Consider the following 20,195-nt stretch of genomic DNA (forward strand, 5'->3'; position numbering starts at 1 on the left):
CGCGGGCGCGCGCACCGGGAACCCCGCGACCCGGCCGGGCACCGACGCCGCGCGACGCCCACCGGCGGCGGGCCGGTGGACGTCGCGGGCGGTCAGCGGCTGTCGGAGCCGGTCGTCTCGATGGCGGCCCGGCCGGCCTCCAGCCGGGCGACCGGCACCCGGAACGGCGAGCAGGAGACGTAGTCCAGCCCCACCTCGTGGAAGAAGTGCACCGAGTCGGGGTCGCCGCCGTGTTCGCCGCAGACGCCGAGCTTCAGCCCGGGGCGGGCGGCCCGCCCCTCCTCGGCGGCGATCCGGATGAGCCGGCCGACCCCGTCGCGGTCGATCGACTCGAACGGGGAGATGCCGAAGATGCCCAGTTCCAGGTAACGCCAGAAGAATGCGCCTTCGACGTCGTCGCGGGAGAAACCCCAGCCCATCTGGGTGAGGTCGTTGGTGCCGAAGGAGAAGAACTGCGCCGCCTCGGCGATCTGGCCGGCGGTCAGCGCCGCCCGGGGTACCTCGATCATGGTGCCGATCAGCACCTCGACCCCGCTGTCCCCGACCACCTCGGCGATGATCTTCTCGGCTTCGGCGCGTACCGTCTCGAGCTCCTGGACGGCGCCGACCAGCGGGACCATGATCTCCGGGCAGGCCGCGCCGCCGTCGCGGGTGACCGCGACGGCCGCCTCGGCGATCGCGCGGACCTGCATCGCGAACAGGCCGGGGATGACCAGGCCGAGGCGTACGCCGCGCAGGCCGAGCATCGGGTTCTCCTCGTGCATCCGCCGGACGGCGGCGAGCAGCGCCTCCTCCTTGGCGACGTCCTCGCCGCGTTCCTGGGCGACGGCGACGTTGACCGCGAGCTGTTCCAGCGGGGGCAGGAACTCGTGCAGCGGCGGGTCGATCAGCCGGACGGTGACGGGGAGTCCGGCCATCTCGCGGAAGATCTCCACGAAGTCCTGGCGCTGCAGGGGCAGCAGAGCGGCAAGGGCGTCGGTGCGGTCGGTGTCGGTGGCGGCGAGGATCAGGCGTTCGACCAGTTCCCGCCGGTCGCCGAGGAACATGTGCTCGGTGCGGCACAGGCCGATGCCCTCGGCGCCGAAGCGCCGGGCGCGGGCCGCGTCCGCCCCGGTGTCGGCGTTCGTCCGCACCGCCAGCCGCCGCCGTGCGTCGGCGTGCGTCATGATCCGGTGTACGGCCCGGACCAGCGCGTTGTCGACGTGCGCCGGGTCGAGGCTGCCCTCGAAGTACTGGACCACCTCGGACGGCACGACCGGCACCTCGCCCAGGTAGACCTTGCCGGTGGTGCCGTCGATGGAGACGACGTCGCCCTCGGAGACGGTGCGCCCGCCGACGGTGAACCGCTTCGCCGGCACGTTGACCTCGATCTCGTCGGCCCCGGAGACGCAGGTCTTGCCCATCCCCCGGGCCACCACGGCGGCGTGGCTGGTCTTGCCGCCGCGCGAGGTGAGGATGCCCTGGGCGGCGATCATGCCGTTGAGGTCGTCGGGGTTGGTCTCCCGGCGGACCAGGATCACCGCCTTGCCCTCGGCGGCCAGCTCGACGGCGCGGGCGGAGGTGAAGACCACCGCGCCGGACGCGGCACCCGGGGAGGCCCCGATGCCCCGGGCGACCGGCGGGACGTCGTGGTCGAGCTGGAAGCGGGGGAACATCAGCTGGGCGAGCTGCGCGCCGTTGACCCGGTGCAGCGCCTCGTCGAGGTCGATCAGGCCCTCGTCGACGAGTTGCCCGGCGATGACGAACGCGGCGGCGGCGGTGCGCTTGCCCACCCGGGTCTGGAGCATCCAGAGCTTGCCCCGCTCGATGGTGAACTCGATGTCGCAGAGATCCTGGTAGTGCCCTTCCAGCCGGGCCATGATGTCGAGCAGCTGGTCGTAGGAGGTCTTGTCGAGCCGTTCCAGTTCCTGCAACGGCACGGTGTTGCGGATGCCCGCGACGACGTCCTCACCCTGGGCGTTGGCCAGGTAGTCACCGTAGATGCCCTGCGCGCCGCTGCCCGGGTCGCGGGTGAAGGCGACACCGGTGCCGGAGTCGGGGCCGAGGTTGCCGAAGACCATGGCCACCACGTTGACGGCGGTGCCGAGGTCGGCCGGGATGCGTTCCTGGCGGCGGTAGAGGATCGCCCGCTCGGCGTTCCACGACTCGAAGACCGCCCGGATGGCCAGGTCGAGCTGCTCGCGCGGCTCCTGCGGGAACTCCCGCCCGGTGTGCTCGGCAAAGATCTTCTTGTACGTCTCGACCAGCCCGCGCAGGTCGTCGGCGTCCAGGTCGAGGTCGTCGTGGGTGCCCTTGGCCCGCTTGGCCTCGTCGAGGGCGTGTTCGAACTCCTCGCCCGGTACCTCGCAGACGGTCTTGCCGAACATCTGGATCAGCCGGCGGTAGGAGTCCCAGGCGAACCGGTCGTTGCCGCCGGAGGCGGTCGGGTCCGCGCTGCCGCCGGCCTGGCGGGCGAGTCCTACGACGCTGCGGTCGTTGAGGCCGACGTTGAGGACGGTCTCCATCATGCCGGGCATCGAGAACCGGGCACCGGAGCGTACCGAGACCAGCAGTGGGTCGTCCGGGTCACCGAGACGACGCCCCATCTCCCGTTCCAGGGCTTGCAGGTGGGCCTCGATCTGGCCGGCCAGCCCGTCCGGCTCCCGCCCGGTCGCCAGGTACGCCTGGCACGCCCCGGTGGTGATGGTGAAACCGGGCGGCACCGGCAGGCCGAGATTGGTCATCTCGGCGAGATTGGCGCCCTTTCCACCGAGCAGGTCCTTGAGATCCTTGTTGCCCTCGGCGAAGTCGTAGACGTACTTGTCCGTCTCGTGCGCTGTCACCAGAAGCCTCCCACGCGCGCCGGAATTGACACTTAACGAAGGTTCAGTTCTGACCTACCCCGGGGCCGACCTCCGGCAATCCGGCCTGGTCAGCGATCGGTGGGCGAAGGTTAAGCGAACATCGGGCAGCCTGGGACCGTTCGGTGACAATAGGCACAGCCATCACGACTATCCGCGTTCGCGCCGGTTTCTGGGAACGCTTCCATGCGCACGATCACGCAATTCCGCTTCCTCCTCGTACTCTTGACGTCACCGGTTCCGCAAACCTGACCTTTGCCATATCCCTCGCGAATACACCCCGGAGCTGCCCCGTGTCGCTCACCCCGCCGCCCGGCCTCGTCCCCGCCCCAGCCCCCGAGCAGCCAGCCCCCGCCGACCTCCCGTCCCCGCCCGACCAGGCCCCCACCATGCCGGCCGCGCCGACAACGGACGGGCCCGCGACGGGTGGGCCCACGACGGGTGGGCCGACGACGGGTGGGCCGACGACGGGTGGGCCCACGACAGGCTTCGTGGTCACCGGGGGCGAGCCGGCTGCGGCCGAGCTGGCGGGCAGCGCCGCCGGAGCCGCCGAACGGCTGCTCACCCGGCCGTCGGTCGGGTTGGGCGACGTGGTGCCGGCGCCCGCGTCGGTGAGGCCGCAGCCGGCCGCGAACTTCGTCCTCCCGGCCGATGCGGCGGTACGGGTGAGCGCCGACCCGGCCGCCCGGGACGTCGCCGAACGTCTCGCGGAGTTGCTGCGTCCCGCCACCGGCCTGCCGCTGCCGGTCACCGACCTGCCCACGATCCCGGGCACGCTGATGCTCACCCTGTCCGCCACCGCGCCGCGCCCGTCGGCGCCGGCGGCGCGGGAGTGGGCAGCGGAGGAGTACCGCGTCGACGTCGACGTCGACGGGGTACGCATCACCGCCGGCACCGCGACCGGCCTCTTCCACGGTGTGCAGACGCTGCGGCAACTGCTGCCGGCGGCCGTCGAGAGCCGGACCACGGTGGCCGAGCGGTGGGTGGTGCCCGGCGGCACGATCGTCGACCGCCCCCACTTCCCCTACCGGGGCGCGATGCTCGACGTGGCGCGGCACTTCTTCACCGTCGACGACGTGTGTCGGGTGATCGACCACCTGGCCCGGTACAAGCTCAACCACCTGCACCTGCACCTCACCGACGACCAGGGCTGGCGGATCGCCGTCGACTCCTGGCCCCGGCTGACCACCGTCGGCGGGCGCACCGAGGTGGGCGGCGGCCCCGGTGGCTGGTACACCGCCGCCGACTACCGACGCATCGTCGGGTACGCCGCCCGGCGGCACGTCACCGTCGTCCCCGAGGTGGACCTGCCCGGCCACACCAACGCGGCGCTGGTCGCCTACCCGGAGCTGGCGCCGGACAAGGTCGCGCCACCGCCGTACACCGGCACCGAGGTCGGCTTCAGCTACGTCGACCCCACCGACGAGCGGACGTACGACTTCGTCGCCGACGTGCTCGGCGAGGTGGCCGCGCTGACCCCCGGGCCGTGGCTGCACATCGGCGGTGACGAGGCGTACAAGGTGAAGGGGGCGGCGTACACCGGTTTCGTGGAGCGGGTGCAGCAGATCGTCGCCGGGCTCGGCCGGACCGTGGTCGGCTGGCACCAGATCGCCCCCGCCGACCACGTCGACGGCCGGGTCCTGCAGTGGTGGGGCACCGACGGCGACGACCCGACCGTCGCCGAGGCGGTACGCCGGGGCGCCCGGCTGATCCTCTCCCCCGGCAACCACGCCTACCTGGACATGAAGTACGCCCCGGACACACCGCTCGGCCACGACTGGGCGGGCCTGATCGACGTGCACCGGGCGTACCACTGGGACCCGGCGACCCACCTGACCGGCGTCCCGGCGGAGGCGGTGCTCGGCGTGGAGGCCCCGCTCTGGACCGAGTCGGTGACGTCGTTGGCCGAGATCGAGTTCCTGCTCCTCCCCCGGCTGCCCGCCCTCGCCGAGGTGGCCTGGTCCGCGCCGTCGACCCGGAGCTGGGCGGGCTTCCGGGAGCGGCTGGCCGGCCACGGCCCGCGCTGGCAGGCCGCCGGCATCACGTTCCACCCGTCCCCGGAGATCCCCTGGCCCCACCCCTCCGACAACGTCCGAATCGCCGGCAGACCCACCACCAGCCCGCCAGCCTCGACCACTTTCCGTCACATCCGGCCACGGGCAGACCAAAATCACTTAGAGTAACCGATTTTTCGGTCCCATTCCGGGTCCAGCCGGTCCCATCATCCCCAGAACCTGCCTGAGCTGCCCATTCTCCCCAACTCCCGGCGACCCCCACCAACCCCCATCCGCATCCTTTGCTCTGCCGCCACATACGCACCAGACACAAAGCGTGACCGTCGCGCCGAGGGCAGCAGAGCAAAGGATGCGGGCGGGTCTGGGGTGGGGGGTGCGAAACATGACGCTGAGTGACCGAATTGAGAGGTCGGCGACGGGGTCGTCGGATTCGGGGCACCGCTGGCGGACCAGCCCACCGGCCCGGTGACGGAGGCCACCCGTAGGTCGGAATCGTGGGCCGGCCGGGGTCGTTACAACTGGCATCCGCGATCGCACCCCCCGGCCGGCCCCGCTCGGCCGGAGGCACGGGAGCGCCGCGGAACGGACGCCCCCGGAGCACGCCGCCCCGGAACGCGAGCCACCCCTCTTCACCTGCCCCACGGCGCGACCGCGCCCATCCCGCACCCCCTGCGGACGTACGCGGGCGTGGACCCCCGAGATGCAGAGGAGCACGACATCATGCGTACCGACATCCTGCGTAAGACCGTGCTGACCGCTGCCGGCCTGACCGTCACCGCCGGTGGTATCGCCGGCCCCGCGCTGGCCGCCCAGGCCGCCGAGACGACCCGACCCGCCGCCGTCGTGCAGACCGACCGCAAGCCGGCCGGCGAGCGCGAGTTGAAGGTCGACTACGCCGCGCAGCCCAACTTCTACTACTGCGGCCCCGCCGCCACCCGGAACGCCCTGAGTGTCCAGGGCAAGAACATCGACGTCGACGCCATGGCCAAGGAGATGGGCACCACCGAGGACGGCACCGACAGCATCAACGACATCACCCCGGTGCTGAACAAGGAGATCGGCCGCAACGCGTACCGCAGCACCGAGATCCCGGTCGACAAGGTCGACGGCAAGCGCATCGCGCAGCTGCGGGCCGACATCGTCCGGGCGGTGGACGACGGCCGGGCCGTGGTCGCCAACATCGCCGGCACCGCCACCGACACCGACGGCAACACCCACGCCTTCGAGGGTGGGCACTACATCAGCGTCGTCGGCTACCGCGACGGTGGGCGGGTCGTGACGATCGCCGACTCCGCCAACCCGGACACCGCCTCCTACCGGATCGACGTCGACGAGCTGGCCCACTGGATCGCCAGCCGCGGCTACGCCTCCTGACCCGCCCCACACCGGTCATACGAAGGGCCGGCCCCCTCGGGGGTCGGTCCTTCACCGTCGGCACCGCCGACCGGCGGACCACCCCGGACAACCCGAACAGCACACCACCCCGGCCGGCGGAACACCCCGGACACCCCCAGGCGGCGGACGACCCCGGGCGGCGGACGCCCCGTCGACGACGGGCGGCGGACGGCGACCGGGTCGGTCGGTCTCAGCCGCCCGAGTCGTCCAACTCGGCGCCCTCGGGGACGGTGTCGTCGTCCCGGCTAGCCAGCCAGCCCTCGGGCAGGAAGACCTTGCCGGGAGAGTTCGTCCGGCCGCGCGGCTGACCGAGGGCGGCCACCGGGAACGGTTCGGCCGCGTCCAGCTTGCCGAGCAGGTCGTCCAGCTGGGCCAGGCTCTCGATCATGGCGAGTTCCCGGCGCAGCTCGCTGCCCACCGGGAAACCCTTCAGGTACCAGGCGACGTGCTTGCGGAAGTCGGTGCAGCCGTCCCGCTCGCCCCGCGCCGGGGTACGCGAGCCGGCGGTGAACTGTTCCACCAGCAGTTCGGCGTGCCGCCGCATGGTCACCGCCACCTCGCCGAGGGTCGGCAGCCGACGCTCCGGTCGGTCCTCGAATGCGGCCTCCAGGTCGGCGAAGAGCCACGGCCGCCCCAGGCAACCCCGGCCGACCACCACCCCGTCCACCCCGGTGTGGGCCACCATCCGCAACGCGTCGTCGGCCTCCCAGATGTCACCGTTGCCGAGCACCGGCACGTCGAGCGCCTGCTTGAGGGTGGCGATGGCGTCCCAGTCGGCGGTGCCGGAATACCGCTGCGCGGCCGTACGCCCGTGCAGGGCGACCGCCGCCACCCCGGCGTCCTGGGCGGCCAGCCCCGCCTCGACGTACGTCAGGTGATCGTCGTCGATGCCCTTGCGCATCTTGACGGTGACCGGCACCCCGGCGGGTGACGCGGCGTCCACCGCCGCCCTGACCAGCCGGGCGAAGAGCCGCCGCCGCCAGGGCAGAGCCGAGCCACCGCCCCGGCGGGTCACCTTGGGCACCGGGCAGCCGAAGTTCAGGTCGATGTGGTCGGCGAGGTCACGCTCCACCACGATCCGCACCGCAGCCGCGGTCACCTCCGGGTCGGTGCCGTAGAGCTGGAGGCTACGCGGCTGCTCCTCGGCACCGAAGGCGATCATGCGCAGGGTCTTCGGGTTCCGCTGCACCAGCGCGATCGTGGTGATCATCTCGCAGACGTAGATGCCACCGCCCTGCTCCCGGCAGAGCTGCCGGAAACCGACGTTGGTGATGCCGGCCATCGGCGCGAGCACCACCGGCGGCCACACCCGGTGGGGGCCGATGGTGAGCGGGCGCAGGACCGCAGCGGGACTGGTCACGTACCCCAGAATCCCATGCCGTCGGCGGCCCGCCCACCGCCGGTCCCCGGCCGCCGCCACGGCAGTGGGCAAACCCGCACCACGACGGCGACCGGTGTACGGCTTCAGTACGTGCCGGGTTCGGCGAGGATCAACCCGCAGACGTCCACGATGACCGAGGTGGCCGCGTTGACGTAGACGCCGAACGACAGCGGGGTGCCGTCGTGGCTGCCCAACTGCACCTCCACCAGGTTCGACAGCACCTGGTTGGGCCCCCACCAGTTCAACGAGGACGTGCCCGGCCGGGCCGTCGACGAGCTGTACGCGGTGAGGAAGCCGCCGGAGACGGTCCCGGCCACGGTGACGTTGACATACGCGGCGGTGGCCTTGCCGGCCAGCGCCGGCGGCACGTTCTTCACCGTCACGTGGATGATCTTGCCGGCGCCGAGCTTGCCGGCGAGCACGTTCCCCGCGCCGGCCACCACGTTGCCGCCGTAGGTGCCCATCGCACGGGTGTCCAGGATGCGCGTCGGCGCGACCGCCAGCGTCCGGTTCGCCCAGCGGGAGGTGTTGACGTACCGCTTCGTCGCGTCCCTGCCCCCGATGACCAGGTCACCCGACTCGTTGATCGCCAGCGAACCGGTAGGCAGCTCCGCCGGGATCGCCGCGTCCGCAGTGGGCGCGAGGATCAGCGGCGGACGCCCGTCGGCGTGGGTGAGGGTCAGCGTCGGGGCGGCCGACGAGCCCCCGGTCAGCAGCGTCCCGGTCGTACCGGCGTCGTTGGTCAACCCGGCGCGGACCGGGTCGCCGGCAGCCGCCTCGGCCGGCGTGGCGACGACGGCCGCGACCGGGACACCCGCACCGACGGCGAGGCCGCCCTTCACCAGCCGCCGACGGGTGGCCGAGGGGCTCTGGTCGCTGGTCATGCTGCTGTCCTCCTCGTGGTCACGCACCGGTCCGCACCTCGCGGTCACCGCGCTCGGCGGCTTCCCTGATCACCCGGGCCCGGACTCTGCCGGCACCGACGCGACCGCCCTGGGCGGCCTTCGCGTTGATCACCGCCGACTCCGGGTGGAACACCAGCAGGCCGGTGACGTCGAGGATCACCGCCGCCGCGCCAGCGGCCACCCAGACCGCCACCACGTCGGGGTAGTAGTCTCCACCGGCGGTCTCGTAGCCGCCGAGCTGGGAGATGACGCCGTTGGAGAGCAGCTGGCCGGCGTCCCACCAGTTGATCGTGGAGGCGGTGGGCAGCTCACCCCGACCCCAGACGGTGGCGAACCCGCCCCGCGCGGTGTTGGCCACGGTGACGTTGCCCATCAGGCCGTCGCCGTAGTCGACGATGTCGCGCAGGTGCACGACCAGCAGGGTGTCGGCAAGTACCCGGCCCTGCGGATCGACCCGGCCGGCCCCCTCCAGGAGCCGGGCGCGACCGGTCGCGCTGCGACTGTCGAGCACCCGGGTCGGCGGGATCGGCACCAGCATGGTGGCGTTCGCCGTGGTCAGCGTCTCGTGCTGCACCACCGCGCTGTCGACCACCCGCTGCACGCCCAGGCCGTCGGCGGTGGAGACCAGCCCGCCGCCCCACCCGAAGCTGGACGGCCGGCGGGTCAGCCGGAGGGTCGCACCGGTGCTGTTCTCCAGGGCGAGCGTTGCGGCCCCGCCGTCGGCGGCGCTGGTCACGACGGTGTGCAGGCCGCCGGTGGTGGTCCCGCCGAGGACGACCGGGTCTCCGGTCGCAGCGGCGGCGGGCGCAGCGGCGGGCGCGGCGTTGGCTGTGGTGGCGGCGGCGGGCGCAGCGTTGGCTGTGGTGGCGGCGACCGCCGCGCCGCCGGTGACGGCGGCCCGCCGCAGCAGGGCCCGCCGGGAGGCGGCCGGGTCAGGTTCGGACGACGTCATTCTTCGTTCCCCCGTCGGCTGGTCGGATGGCGGCGTTCGGGGCGCGGTGCGCGCCTCCGGCCGCCTAGGCACGGTTGACGAGCACCTGGCTCGGGTGACCGACCAGCAGGCTGGTCAGGTCGAGGATCACGTGGGTCGGCGAACTGGTGGCCTGGAGCGTCAACACGCTGCGGTACGCCCCAACGGCACCGAGCTCGGTGAAGAGGAAGTTCGACAGGACCTGGCCGCTGGTCCACCAGTTCACCGTGGACGTGACCGGCCTGGGGCCGCTGCCCCACACGGTCAGCACGCCGCCACCTGTCATCCCGGTCACGGTCACGTTGCCCTTGAGGGCATAACCGTCCCGGACGTAGCCGTCCAGACTGAGCACGACCGGCTTGCCGGGGACCAGCCGGCCGGTGGCGTCCAGGTCGCCCGCGCCGGAGACGATGGCCCGGCGCAGGTTCGGATCCCGGGTGTCGAGCACCCGGGTCGGCGCGACCGCCACCGAGGTGGTCGCCCACTCCGAGGTCCAGGCCCAGCCGGCGGTTGCCTGGTCGGCGTCGTCCCCCCCGGCCTTGACGAACAGGTCGCCCTGGTCGTCGACGGCCAGCGTGCCGAGCGCGGCGTCCAGCACCTGCGGATAGATGCTCTCGCCGGGCACCAGCCGCAGCGGCGCACCCCCGGTGTTCCTCAGTAGCAGCGTGCCGTAGCCGCTGGTGGCGTTCACCGTGGTGGTGGCCGGGCCGGCGTCGTTGGTCGTACCCATGGTGAGGTTGCCGCCCGGGGCGGCCTGCGCGGTGCCGGGCAGGCCGACCGTGGCGGCGACACCCGCGCCGGCCGTGCCGGCGACGACCGTGGCGGCCCGGCGCAGCAGACGACGACGATCCGGGTCGTGGTCGTGGTCGTGGTCAGGCTGCGACGCACGCGTCATTTCACACCCCCGTGTAGAGATTCAGCACCGCTGATGCTGACACGGCCCACCGACCCATTCAAGGACTGAACGGACACAGCTACCGACCGATGCCCGGCCCGGGACCCGGCCCCGCCCGGCAACGCGACCCACCCGGCCTCGGCCCGGCAACGTGCCGGCCCCGCCCCGGACAGCGGGGCGGGGCCGGCACGACGGCGGTCGGGGTCAGCAGCCGGGCAGCCGCTCGATCAGGTAGCGCTCGACCTGGTCCAGGGCGACCCGCTCCTGGGCCATGGTGTCCCGGTTCCGCACGGTCACCGCTTCGTCATCGAGGGTGTCGAAGTCGACGGTGACGCAGAACGGGGTGCCGATCTCGTCCTGCCGGCGGTAGCGGCGGCCGATCGCCTGCGAGTCGTCGAACTCGACCACCCAGCGCTTGCGGAGCTGGGCGGCGAGCCCCTTGGCCTTGGGCGAGAGCGCCTCGTTGCGCGACAGCGGCAGCACCGCCACCTTGACCGGGGCCAGCCGGGGGTCGAAGCGCATCACGGTGCGCTTGTCGACGCCGCCCTTGGTGTTCGGGGCCTCGTCCTCGTCGTACGCCTCCAGCAGGAACGCCAGCACCGCGCGGGTGAGGCCGGCGGCCGGCTCGATGACGTACGGCACCCAGCGCTCGTTGCGGGTCTGGTCGAAGTACGACAGGTCCACGCCGGAGTGCTTGCTGTGCGTGGCCAGGTCGAAGTCGGTGCGGTTGGCCACCCCCTCCAGCTCGGCGAACTCGGTGCCGCCGAACCGGAACCGGTACTCGATGTCGACGGTGCGCTTCGAGTAGTGGGAGAGCTTCTCCTTGGGGTGCTCGTAGAAGCGCAGGTTCTCCTCGGACAGGCCCAGGTCGAGGTACCAGTTCCAGCGCTCCTGAAGCCAGTACTCGTGCCACTGCTCGTCGGAGCCGGGCTCGACGAAGAACTCCATCTCCATCTGCTCGAACTCCCGGGTCCGAAAGATGAAGTTGCCCGGGGTGATCTCGTTGCGGAACGACTTGCCTGTCTGCGCGATGCCGAACGGCGGCTTCTTGCGGGCGGCGGTCGCCACGTTGTTGTAGTTGACGAAGATGCCCTGGGCGGTCTCCGGGCGCAGGTAGTGCAGGCCCTCCTCGCTCTCCACCGGCCCGAGGTAGGTCTTCATCAGGCCGTTGAACATCTTGGGCTCGGTGAAGGTGCCCTTGTTGCCGCAGTTGGGGCAGTTCAGCTCCTGCAACGAGGTCAGCGGCTTGCCGTGCTTCTCGGCGTACGCCTCCTCCAGGTGGTCGGCGCGGAACCGCTTGTGGCACGACTGGCACTCGGTGAGCGGGTCGACGAACTCGGCGAGGTGGCCGCTGGCCTCCCAGACCTTGCGGGCGAGGATGACCGCCGAGTCGAGGCCGACGACGTCGTCGCGCTGCTGGACCATCGCCTTCCACCACTGCCGGCGGACGTTCTCCTTCAGCTCCACACCGAGCGGACCGTAGTCCCACGCCGAGCGGGTGCCTCCGTAGATCTCACTGGAGGGGAAGACGAAGCCTCGGCGCTTGGCGAGGCTGACGACGGCGTCGATACGGTCGGCTGGCATGTTTCCTCCTACGCCGGCTGGCGGTCGGCGTGGCCATGAGGTGGGTGGGACCGGACGGTCCGGGACAACGGTACGACCAGCAGCGCCCCGGGCCCAGCAGAATACCGGTGCCGGCTCAGCTGACCCCGCACACCTCCATGCCGCCGGTCTGCTGGTCGGCGGCGAGGGTGACCTGCTGGGTGCCCCGCCCACCACCGTTGAAGGTGACGTCGACCGGCACGGTCAGGGTCTGCGGGTCGACGTCACCGACCCGGTAACTGGCCACGGCCGGCTCCTCGGCGATCCGGCGGGTGAACTCGCCCCGGGACTCCCGCCGACGCGCGTCGTCGCAGAGCTTCTCGTACGCCTTGCCGTACTGCTTGTCGACCAGGGCGCGGTAGTAGTCGTCGGTGACCGCCTGACCCTGCTCCTCGATGGCCTGCACGTTGCTGACCACCAGCCCGACGGCTGCCGCGCCGCCGCCTCCGCAGCAGATCAACAGGGCGAGCGCCCCGACGCCGAGGCCCAGCCAGAGCCGCTTACGGCTGCCCTCGGTGGGTGGGGCGGCGAACGGCGGGGCCACCCCGGGACCCTGGGGTGGGGCGGGCACCCCCGGGTCACCCGGGGCGGTGGGCACCCCCGGGGCACCCGGCGGGGCGGGCACGCCCGGATCACCCGGGGCGGCCGACGGCGGGGTGCCGTCCGGGCCGGGTGTCGCGGGGTACGGCGGTGGGGCTGCCGGGCCGGGAGCGGTCATAGGAGCAGGGTAGTGCCCCCGGGCTCAACGCTGCGGACGCGCGGCCCGATCAGGCTCGACGCTGCGGCACGCGGCCCGACCGGGCTCAGCGGTGCGGACTCGCGGCCCGGTCGCTGTCGACCACCACCACCTCGCCGTCGGGGGCGGCGCCGGCCAGCGTCTCGTACGCCGAGGGTTCGTCGACCGACTCGGCGAGCAACGGCACGGCGGTGATCTTGACGTCGAACCCGCCCAGCGCCCGCCGGTACGTCCCGACCGACTCCCACTCGGTGAGCAGGCACCAGTGCCGGGGGTCGTCGAGGGCGCGCAGGAGTTCACCGCGCAGGTAGCCGGGGCGGGCGGCGAGCGCGGCCAGCGCGGCGTGCGCCCGGGCGGTGAAGTCGTCCGACGCCTCGACGGCGACCACGAACCGGTTGGTGACCAGCACCGGGTTCCTCCTCGTAGAGTCTGTGGGATGCAGCCTACGCAGCGCCCTCTGCTGGCCCGGTTGGCCCGGGCGAACCCGACGTCGGTGTTCCTCGCCACCCTGGCGCTGGTGCTGGTGGCGCTCTTCGCGCCCGGCCCGGTCGGTGGGCTGCTGCTGTTGGCGCTGGCCGCCGGGCTGGCCTATCTGCTGGCCACCACCTGGCCGGTGCAGGCGCCACAGACCCGGCTGTTGCGGTTGGTGATGTTGACGCTGCTGGCCACGGTGGCCCTGGTCAAGCTCTTCTGACATGCACTCATGCGTTTTTGACAATCATTCTCGTTTTCACGGACAGTTGCCGACATGACCGCCCGCACCCTGCCCCGCGCCCTGACCGCCGTCGCCACCGCCCTGCTCGTCCTGACCGGTGGCACCGCCTGCTCGACCGACGGGGCCGGGGCCGACCCGGACCGGGTGGACGTGGTCGCCGCCTTCTATCCCCTCCAGTTCGTCGCCGAGCGGGTCGGCGGGGACGCGGTCACCGTCACCAACCTCGCCAAGCCGGGTGCGGAGCCGCACGACCTGGAACTCAACCCCCGGCAGGTCGGCCAGGTCAGCCAGGCCGAACTGGTCTTCTATCTCAAGGGTTTCCAGCCGGCGGTGGACGAGGCCGTCGCGCAGAACGCCGCCGACCGGGCCTTCGACGTGACAACCGTCGTACCGCTGCGGGACGCGACAGCCGACGGGCACGACCACGAGGGTGAGGACGGTCACGCCGAGGAGAGCGGCGGCAAGGACCCGCACCTCTGGCTGGACCCGACCCGGCTGGCCACCGTCGCCGACCAGCTGGCCGAGCGGCTCGGCGCCGTCGACCCGGACCGGGCAGCCGACTACACGACCAGGGCCCGGACGCTGCGCGGCGAGCTGGAGAAGCTCGACACCGAGTACGCCGCCGGCCTGAAGACCTGCCAACGCCGGGAGATCGTGGTCAGCCACGCCGCCTTCGGCTACCTCGCCGAGCGCTACCAGCTGGAGCAGATCGGCCTCACCGGGCTCACCCCCGACACCGAGCCCGCCCCGCAGCGGCTGGCCGAGGTCGCCCGCGAGGCCCGCGAGCACCGCGCCACCACGATCTTCTTCGAGACGCTGGTCAGCCCGAAGGTCGCCGAGACCATCGCCGCCGAGGTCGGCGCGAAGACCGCGGTGCTCGACCCGATCGAAGGGCTCTCCGTCGACGGGGGTGGGGACTACCTTTCGGTGATGCGCACCAACCTGACCACGCTCCGTACCGCCCTGGGGTGCTCGTGACCACACCCGTGATCCAGGTCGGGCACGCCTCGGTCGGCTACGACGGCCGCCCGGTGCTGCGGGACGTCTCGTTGACCGTCACCGCCGGCGAGGTGGTGGCGGTGCTCGGCGCCAACGGCTCCGGCAAGTCCACCCTGATCCGGGCCGTGCTCGGGCTGGTCCCACTCGGCACCGGCTCGGTCGAGCTGTTCGGCGTACCGCAGCGCCGGTTCCGGCAGTGGCACCGGATCGGCTACGTCCCGCAGCGGCTCGGGGCCGGCAGCGGTGTGCCGGCCACCGTCCGTGAGGTGGTGGCCTCCGGGCGGCTGGCCCGCCGGGGTGTGCTGCGCCCACCGGGCCGGGCCGACCGGGCCGCGGTGGACGCGGCGCTGCGCGCGGTGGGGCTCGCCGACCGGGCCCGGGACCCGGTGGCCACCCTCTCCGGCGGCCAGCAGCAGCGCACCCTGATCGCCCGCGCCCTGGCCGGTGAGCCGGAGCTGCTGGTGCTCGACGAGCCGACCGCCGGGGTCGACGCGGCCAGCCAGGAGGCGTTCGCCGGGGCGTTGCACGACTTCGTCGGCACCGGCGGCACCGTGCTGCTGGTCGCCCACGAGCTGGGGCCGCTGCGTCCGCTGATCAGCCGGGCCGTGGTGGTGCACCAGGGCGGCGTCTGCCATGACGGCGCGGTGCCGGAACCGGCCGGGCACCACGCCGAGCCCGACCACGACCACGTGCACCCGCACGGTCCCGAGGAGCCCGCCGGGCTGTGGAGCAGCTGAACGATGGACCTCTTCCAGTACGACTTCATGCAGCGGGCGCTGGTCGGCGCCCTGGTGATCGGGCTGACCGCCCCGGCCCTCGGGATCTACCTGGTGCAGCGGCGGCTGGCCCTGATCGGTGACGGCATCGGCCACGTCGCGCTCACCGGCGTCGGGGCGGGCCTGCTGCTCAACCGGTCGCCGGTGCTGGTGGCGGTGGTCGCGGCGATCCTCGGCGCGGTCACCATCGAGCTGGTCCGGGCCCGGGGCCGTACCTCCGGTGACCTGGCGCTGGCGCTGCTGTTCTACGGCGGCATCGCCGGTGGCGTGATGCTGGTCGGCCTCTCCGACGCCAGCAGCGCCAACCTCAACGCCTACCTGTTCGGCTCGCTCACCACCACCTCCCCCGCCGACCTGACCACCATCGCGGTGCTCGGCGCGAGCATCGCGGTGCTCATGCTGGCGCTGCGCCCGGCGCTGTTCGCGGTCTGCCACGACGAGGAGTACGCCCGGGTGGCCGGGCTGCCCGTGCGGGCACTGAACCTGCTGCTGGCGGTCGCCACCGCGGTCACCGTCACCATCGCCATGCGGGCCGTCGGGGTGTTGCTGATCAGCGCGCTGATGGTGGTGCCGGTGGCCACCGCGCAGCAGGTCACCCGGGGCTTCCGCAGCACCATGACGGCGGCCATGGCGCTCGGCCTGTTCGCCGCCGGGGCGGGGATCTGGGTGGCGGCCACCGCCGACACCGCCCCCGGCGCGTCGGTGGTGCTGCTGGCGATCGCGTCGTTCCTGGTGGTGGCGTTGGCCGCCGCCGGCTGGCGGGTGCTGCGCCGCCGGGCCACCCCGGCCGCCGTCACCGCCCCGGAACCGCACGAGGTGGTGCTGCGGTGACGCCGACCGACGAACCGTCACTGGTATTGGTTACCGTTACGGGGTGACCGGCACCCAGGGCTACGACGCGTTCGAGGGCGCGGGCGAGCTGCTGCGGGCGCTGTCCGCCCCGATCCGGCTGGCCATCGTCAGCGAGCTGGCCCAGGGTGAGCGGTGTGTGCACGAGCTGGTCGAGCAGCTCGGCGCCCCGCAGCCGCTGGTCTCCCAGCACCTGCGGGTGCTCCGCGGCGCGGGGGTGGTGCGGGGTTCCCGGCGCGGCCGGGAGATCGCGTACGCCTTGGTCGACGAGCACGTCGCGCACATCGTGGCCGACGCGGTCAGCCATGCCGGGGAGGGGCCGTCGTCCCCCGGTGAGCCGGCGACCGGGCGCGCGGGGGGTGCCGGGCGGCCCGCGTCGTGGCACGCTGTCGGCCGTGAAGATCTACGCTGACCGTTTTCCGGTCGCCCTCCGCCAGTTCCTCACCGATCTCCTCGTCGTCGTCTGGGTCTACGCGGCGATCCGCTTCGCGATGTGGCTGTACGACCTGGTGGAGAAGCTCGCCGTACCGGGGCGGAAGCTGGAGGGGCCGGCGGCGGCCTCGCCGACAACCTGGCCGAGGCCGGCGGCAAGGTGGGCCGGGTGCCGCTGGTCGGCGACGAGCTGACCGGCCCGTTCACCAAGGCCGCCGACGCCGCCCGGGCGGTGGCCGAGGCCGGCCGCGACCAGCAGGACCTGGTCGGTCAGCTGGCGTGGGCGTTGAGCATCGCGGTGCTGGTCTTCCCGCTCGGGCTGGTGCTGTTCGGCTGGCTGCCGCTGCGGCTGCGCTGGATGCGTCGGGCCGCGTCGGCGAAGGCCCTCGCCGCCGGGCCGGCCGGCCGGGACCTGCTGGCCCTACGCGCGCTGACCAGTCAGCCGCTGCGCCGGCTGACCCGGATCGACCCGGACGTGGCGCAGGCGTGGCGGCGGGGCGACGACGCCACCGTCGACGCGCTCGCCGCCCTGGAGCTGCGCCGACTCGGCCTGCGCGGCGGTCGCTAGGCACCGTCACCTGTTGTGTCCCCCCGGCCCGCAGGCTTAGATGATGGTGAATGTCTTAAGTCTGCAAGCCGTCGTCGTGCGTCGGCACGGACGGCCCGGAGAGGGAGCGTCCCCCATGCCCGTGTCCCGCAGTCGGTCGATCCTCGCGGCGGGAGCCGCCGGGGTGGTGGCGGTGCTGGCCGCCACACTCATCGGCCTGCCCCCGGCCAGCGCCGCCACCGGTGACGGCTCCCCCACCGACGCGAACATCGCCTTCGTCGGCCGCTGGGACCGCAGCAACAGCAGCGCGTACGTGCCGAACTGGGCGGGCGCCTACCTCAGGACCGGGTTCACCGGCACCACGGTCAAGCTGCGGCAGCGCCGCACCATCGACCTCTACTACAGCATCGACGGGGCCGACTTCCGCTACCTGACCAACGTCAGCGGCACGGTCAACCTCACCCCGACCCCGCTGCGCGCCGGCAACCACACGCTGGTGGTGTCGTACCGGGTGGTCGCCGGCTCGTACACCGGGGACGCGGTGTTCCAGGGGTTGACCCTCGACTCGGGGGCGCGGACCCTGCCGGCGGCGGTGCGGCCCCAGCTGATCGAGTTCGTCGGCGACTCCATCACCCTCGGCACCACCTCGTCGCGCACGGCGCTGACCGCGTACGGGTGGCTGACCGGGGAGCAGCTCGGCACCGAGCACACCCAACTCGGCTACGGCGGAGGCTGCCTGGTCGCCACCGCCGACGGCTGCGTCAGCGTCGCCAGCCAGTTCCTCCGCACCGGATACTCGGCCACCAGCCCCGCCTGGGACTTCAGCCGCTACCGGGCGGACGCCGTGGTGATCAACCTGGGCACCAACGACCGCAGCCACGGGGTGAGCGGCGCGGACTTCCAGAACCAGTACGCCACGTTCATCCGTACCGTGCGGGGGAAGTACCCGCGCGCGGCGATCTTCGCGCTGCGCACCTTCAGCGGCCGGTACGCCGCGGAGACCGCCGCCGCCGTCAGCACGGTCACCGGGGGCGGCGACCGCAACGTGTTCTACGTGGACACCACCGGCTGGCTGCCGGCCGACGGGCTGAGCGACTCGGTGCACCCCAACGACGCCGGGCACCGGGCGATCACGGCCCGGCTCGCCCCGATCGTCGCGGCGAAGCTGACCACCACCCCGACGCCGACCCCCACCACCGCACCGCCCACCACGCCCCCGCCGACCACCGGACCGCCCACCACGCCCCCGCCCACCACCGCACCGCCCACCACGCCGCCGGTGACCACGCCGCCGGCCGGCGCGACCGGTTGCGCCGTCGGGTATTCGGTCACCGGGCAGTGGCAGGGCGGATTCCAGGGCGAGGTGACGATCCGCAACACCGGCACGGCCCCGGTCGACGGCTGGACGCTGCAGTGGAGCTTCGCCGACGGCCAGCGGATCAGCCAGGCGTGGAACGCGAGCTACACGCAGAGCGGCGGCACCGTCCGTGCGACCAACGCCGACTGGAACGGTGCGATCGCGGCCGGCGCGACGACGAGCTTCGGTTTCCTCGCCGACGCCACCGGCGCGAACAGCCGACCCACCGGGTTCGCCCTCAACGGCACCGCCTGCGCGCTGCCCTGACCGTGGTCGGGCGGCCCCGGTCCGGGGCCGCCCGACCGCACGCCAGCTATTCAGCTCACCACTGCTGAACCGACTCCACCAGGCTCACAGTCAGCGCAGGTAGGCCGCGAGGCCCAACTGCTGGTTACGCAGGGCGGTGGCCACCACACCGGCGATCTGCCGGGCCCCGGCCGTCTCGAAGTGGGTGTGGTCGGCGCAGAAGAACGCCCCCACCGCGCCCGAGTTGTAGTCCCCGTTGTTCGGGCACAGCTTGAGCGTGTTGTAGAGCGTGTAGCTCAGCTTGTGCAGGTCGATGACGGGGACGTTGTTGGCCCGCCCCGCGTCGAACGTCTCGGTGAGGAAGCCCCGGTTGCCCACGGCGGTGCTGCCCGAGCAGGTGATCGCGGCGGCCGGGGTGAGGAAGACCGGGTACGCGCCGCGCTGCTGGGCCGCGCGGGCCATCACGCCGAGCAGTTCCTTGTAGCGGGCCGAGCCGACGTGCCGGTTGCAGGTGGCGCTGCCGTCGTTGATGCCGAACTGGATGAACAGGTAGTCGCCGGCCTTCATCCCGCCGTTGGCGTTGAGCATGGCCTGCCAGCGGGTCGAGTAGGTCTGCGGGTTGATCACGCACTCGCCGGCCGAGTTCATCGTGGTGGTGACGTTGGGGTCGTACAGCCAGGTCTGGATGCTGCGCCCGCCGACCGCGCTGTTGACCACGGTGGCGTTGCCGTTGAGGTACTGGCCGAACTGGTTGCCCCAGCCCACCGGGCAGGCCCCGCTGGACGACGGGTTGGCGACCGTGGAGTCCCCGGCCAGCCACACGGTGACCCGCGGCTGCGTCGAGGGCGTCGGGGTGGGGGTGGGCGTCCGGGTGGGGGGCGGCGTGAGGGTGGGCGTGGGCGTCGCGGTCGGCGGGGTGGACGGCGGTGGGCAGGGCGTCGCGGTCGGCGTCGCGCCGGTGCACGACACCCCGTTGAGCGCGAACCCGGTGGGGACCGGGTTCGCGGTGGTCCACGCACCGTTGAAGCCGAAGCTGACGCCGGCACCGGTGCCGATGGCGGCGTTGTAGCCGACGTCCTTCGCGCTGACCGCCGTCCCACTCTGGGTGACGGTGGCGTTCCACGCCTGGGTGACCTGTTGCCCGCTGGCGAAGGCCCAGGTGAGCGTCCAGCCGGAGACCGGGTCACCGAGGTTGGTGATGGTCACGTCCGCGCCGAAGCCACCCTGCCACTCGCTGGTGACCTTGTAGTCGACCCGGCAGCCGGTCGCCGCCGCGGTGGCGTTCCCGGCCGCGACCGCCACCCCGCCCGCGAGGACCGCCAGCGTGATCGCGCCCAGTCCGGCGACACGTCGTCGCGCTGCTCTCATGATCTGCTCCTAGTCGCCGGTGCCGGGCCGGCGTCGCCCGCCCCCATCTGGACGGCCGCCCGAGCCCCGCGACGATGGCCGGACCCCGGGACGAGAGGAGGCGAAAATCGATGTTACTCGATATTAATCTGCTCTCCCACCTCCGCCCGGTCGAACCGGCACGCCAG

18 protein-coding genes and 1 pseudogene are annotated in these 20,195 nt (G+C 72.7%); 10 read left to right on the top strand and 9 right to left on the bottom strand.

Going from position 1 to position 20,195, the window contains the following annotated elements; all coding sequences use genetic code 11:
- Nucleotides 1-92: 92 nt before the first annotated feature.
- Nucleotides 93-2,822: a pyruvate, phosphate dikinase gene (gene ppdK / locus J7462_RS12635; RefSeq protein ID WP_219464245.1), complete on the bottom strand. Its 2,730-nt coding sequence runs from the start codon at nt 2,820-2,822 to the stop codon at nt 93-95.
- Nucleotides 2,823-3,229: 407 nt separating this feature from the next.
- Between ppdK and J7462_RS12640 the strand changes: the two genes are divergently transcribed.
- Nucleotides 3,230-5,023, top strand: coding sequence for a beta-N-acetylhexosaminidase (locus tag J7462_RS12640; protein ID WP_219470283.1), 1,794 nt, complete (start codon nt 3,230-3,232; stop codon nt 5,021-5,023).
- 552 nt (nt 5,024-5,575) lie between these two features.
- Nucleotides 5,576-6,229 (top strand): C39 family peptidase, encoded by a 654-nt coding sequence (locus tag J7462_RS12645; protein ID WP_219464246.1) that lies wholly within the window; start codon nt 5,576-5,578, stop codon nt 6,227-6,229.
- A 211-nt stretch (nt 6,230-6,440) separates the two neighbouring features.
- Here the strand turns inward: J7462_RS12645 and dusB are convergent, their stop codons facing one another.
- From dusB to J7462_RS12680, 7 genes are all read right to left on the bottom strand, one after another.
- On the bottom strand, nt 6,441-7,610 hold the full coding sequence (gene dusB / locus J7462_RS12650; RefSeq protein WP_219464247.1) for a tRNA dihydrouridine synthase DusB: 1,170 nt from the start codon (nt 7,608-7,610) through the stop codon (nt 6,441-6,443).
- Nucleotides 7,611-7,714: 104 nt separating this feature from the next.
- Nucleotides 7,715-8,542 carry a hypothetical protein gene (locus tag J7462_RS12655; RefSeq protein WP_219464248.1) on the bottom strand — a complete coding sequence of 276 codons (828 nt, stop codon included), beginning with the start codon at nt 8,540-8,542 and terminating at the stop codon, nt 7,715-7,717.
- The gene (locus J7462_RS12660) at nt 8,535-9,488 is read right to left on the bottom strand and encodes a hypothetical protein (RefSeq protein WP_219464250.1); all 954 of its coding nucleotides are present in this window, start codon (nt 9,486-9,488) and stop codon (nt 8,535-8,537) included. Before J7462_RS12660 ends, J7462_RS12655 begins: the two co-directional genes overlap by 8 nt.
- A gap of 64 nt (nt 9,489-9,552) precedes the next feature.
- A complete protein-coding gene (locus J7462_RS12665) occupies nt 9,553-10,401 on the bottom strand; it encodes a hypothetical protein (RefSeq protein WP_219464252.1) in 849 nt (282 codons plus the stop codon).
- Between the two features lie 204 nt (nt 10,402-10,605).
- Nucleotides 10,606-11,985 (bottom strand): glycine--tRNA ligase, encoded by a 1,380-nt coding sequence (locus J7462_RS12670; protein WP_219464254.1) that lies wholly within the window; start codon nt 11,983-11,985, stop codon nt 10,606-10,608.
- A 115-nt stretch (nt 11,986-12,100) separates the two neighbouring features.
- Nucleotides 12,101-12,574, bottom strand: coding sequence for a hypothetical protein (locus J7462_RS12675; RefSeq protein WP_208570144.1), 474 nt, complete (start codon nt 12,572-12,574; stop codon nt 12,101-12,103).
- A gap of 232 nt (nt 12,575-12,806) precedes the next feature.
- Complete coding sequence (locus J7462_RS12680) at nt 12,807-13,148, bottom strand: antibiotic biosynthesis monooxygenase (protein WP_208570085.1); 342 nt, start codon at nt 13,146-13,148, stop codon at nt 12,807-12,809.
- 27 nt (nt 13,149-13,175) lie between these two features.
- Between J7462_RS12680 and J7462_RS12685 the strand changes: the two genes are divergently transcribed.
- The 8 genes and pseudogenes from J7462_RS12685 to J7462_RS12715 all read left to right on the top strand — a co-directional run bounded on the left by J7462_RS12685 (nt 13,176) and on the right by J7462_RS12715 (nt 18,681).
- Entirely contained in the window at nt 13,176-13,433 is a 258-nt protein-coding gene (locus J7462_RS12685) for a DUF6703 family protein (RefSeq protein ID WP_219464256.1), read from the top strand.
- Between the two features lie 54 nt (nt 13,434-13,487).
- Nucleotides 13,488-14,432: a metal ABC transporter substrate-binding protein gene (locus J7462_RS12690; protein ID WP_219464257.1), complete on the top strand. Its 945-nt coding sequence runs from the start codon at nt 13,488-13,490 to the stop codon at nt 14,430-14,432.
- Nucleotides 14,429-15,190 (top strand): metal ABC transporter ATP-binding protein, encoded by a 762-nt coding sequence (locus J7462_RS12695; RefSeq protein WP_219464258.1) that lies wholly within the window; start codon nt 14,429-14,431, stop codon nt 15,188-15,190. The genes J7462_RS12690 and J7462_RS12695 overlap by 4 nt, the downstream gene beginning before the upstream one ends.
- A gap of 3 nt (nt 15,191-15,193) precedes the next feature.
- Nucleotides 15,194-16,060 carry a metal ABC transporter permease gene (locus tag J7462_RS12700; RefSeq protein WP_219464259.1) on the top strand — a complete coding sequence of 289 codons (867 nt, stop codon included), beginning with the start codon at nt 15,194-15,196 and terminating at the stop codon, nt 16,058-16,060.
- Between the two features lie 43 nt (nt 16,061-16,103).
- Nucleotides 16,104-16,406: pseudogene (locus J7462_RS12705) on the top strand (ArsR/SmtB family transcription factor); the annotation flags it as partial.
- A gap of 67 nt (nt 16,407-16,473) precedes the next feature.
- Entirely contained in the window at nt 16,474-16,704 is a 231-nt protein-coding gene (locus J7462_RS32185) for a hypothetical protein (protein ID WP_255597694.1), read from the top strand.
- Nucleotides 16,680-17,078, top strand: a complete 399-nt coding sequence (locus J7462_RS12710; protein ID WP_255597696.1) for a hypothetical protein — start codon at nt 16,680-16,682, stop codon at nt 17,076-17,078. Before J7462_RS32185 ends, J7462_RS12710 begins: the two co-directional genes overlap by 25 nt.
- 115 nt (nt 17,079-17,193) lie before the next feature.
- Complete coding sequence (locus tag J7462_RS12715) at nt 17,194-18,681, top strand: cellulose binding domain-containing protein (protein WP_219464260.1); 1,488 nt, start codon at nt 17,194-17,196, stop codon at nt 18,679-18,681.
- A 90-nt stretch (nt 18,682-18,771) separates the two neighbouring features.
- Here J7462_RS12715 and J7462_RS33280 read toward each other — a convergent pair whose 3' ends face one another.
- Entirely contained in the window at nt 18,772-20,028 is a 1,257-nt protein-coding gene (locus J7462_RS33280; RefSeq protein WP_308290883.1) for a cellulose binding domain-containing protein, read from the bottom strand.
- Between the last annotated feature and the right edge of the window lie 167 nt (nt 20,029-20,195).

The sequence above is a fragment of the Micromonospora sp. RL09-050-HVF-A genome, assembly GCF_019374995.1.
GTDB lineage: Bacteria > Actinomycetota > Actinomycetes > Mycobacteriales > Micromonosporaceae > Micromonospora > Micromonospora antibiotica.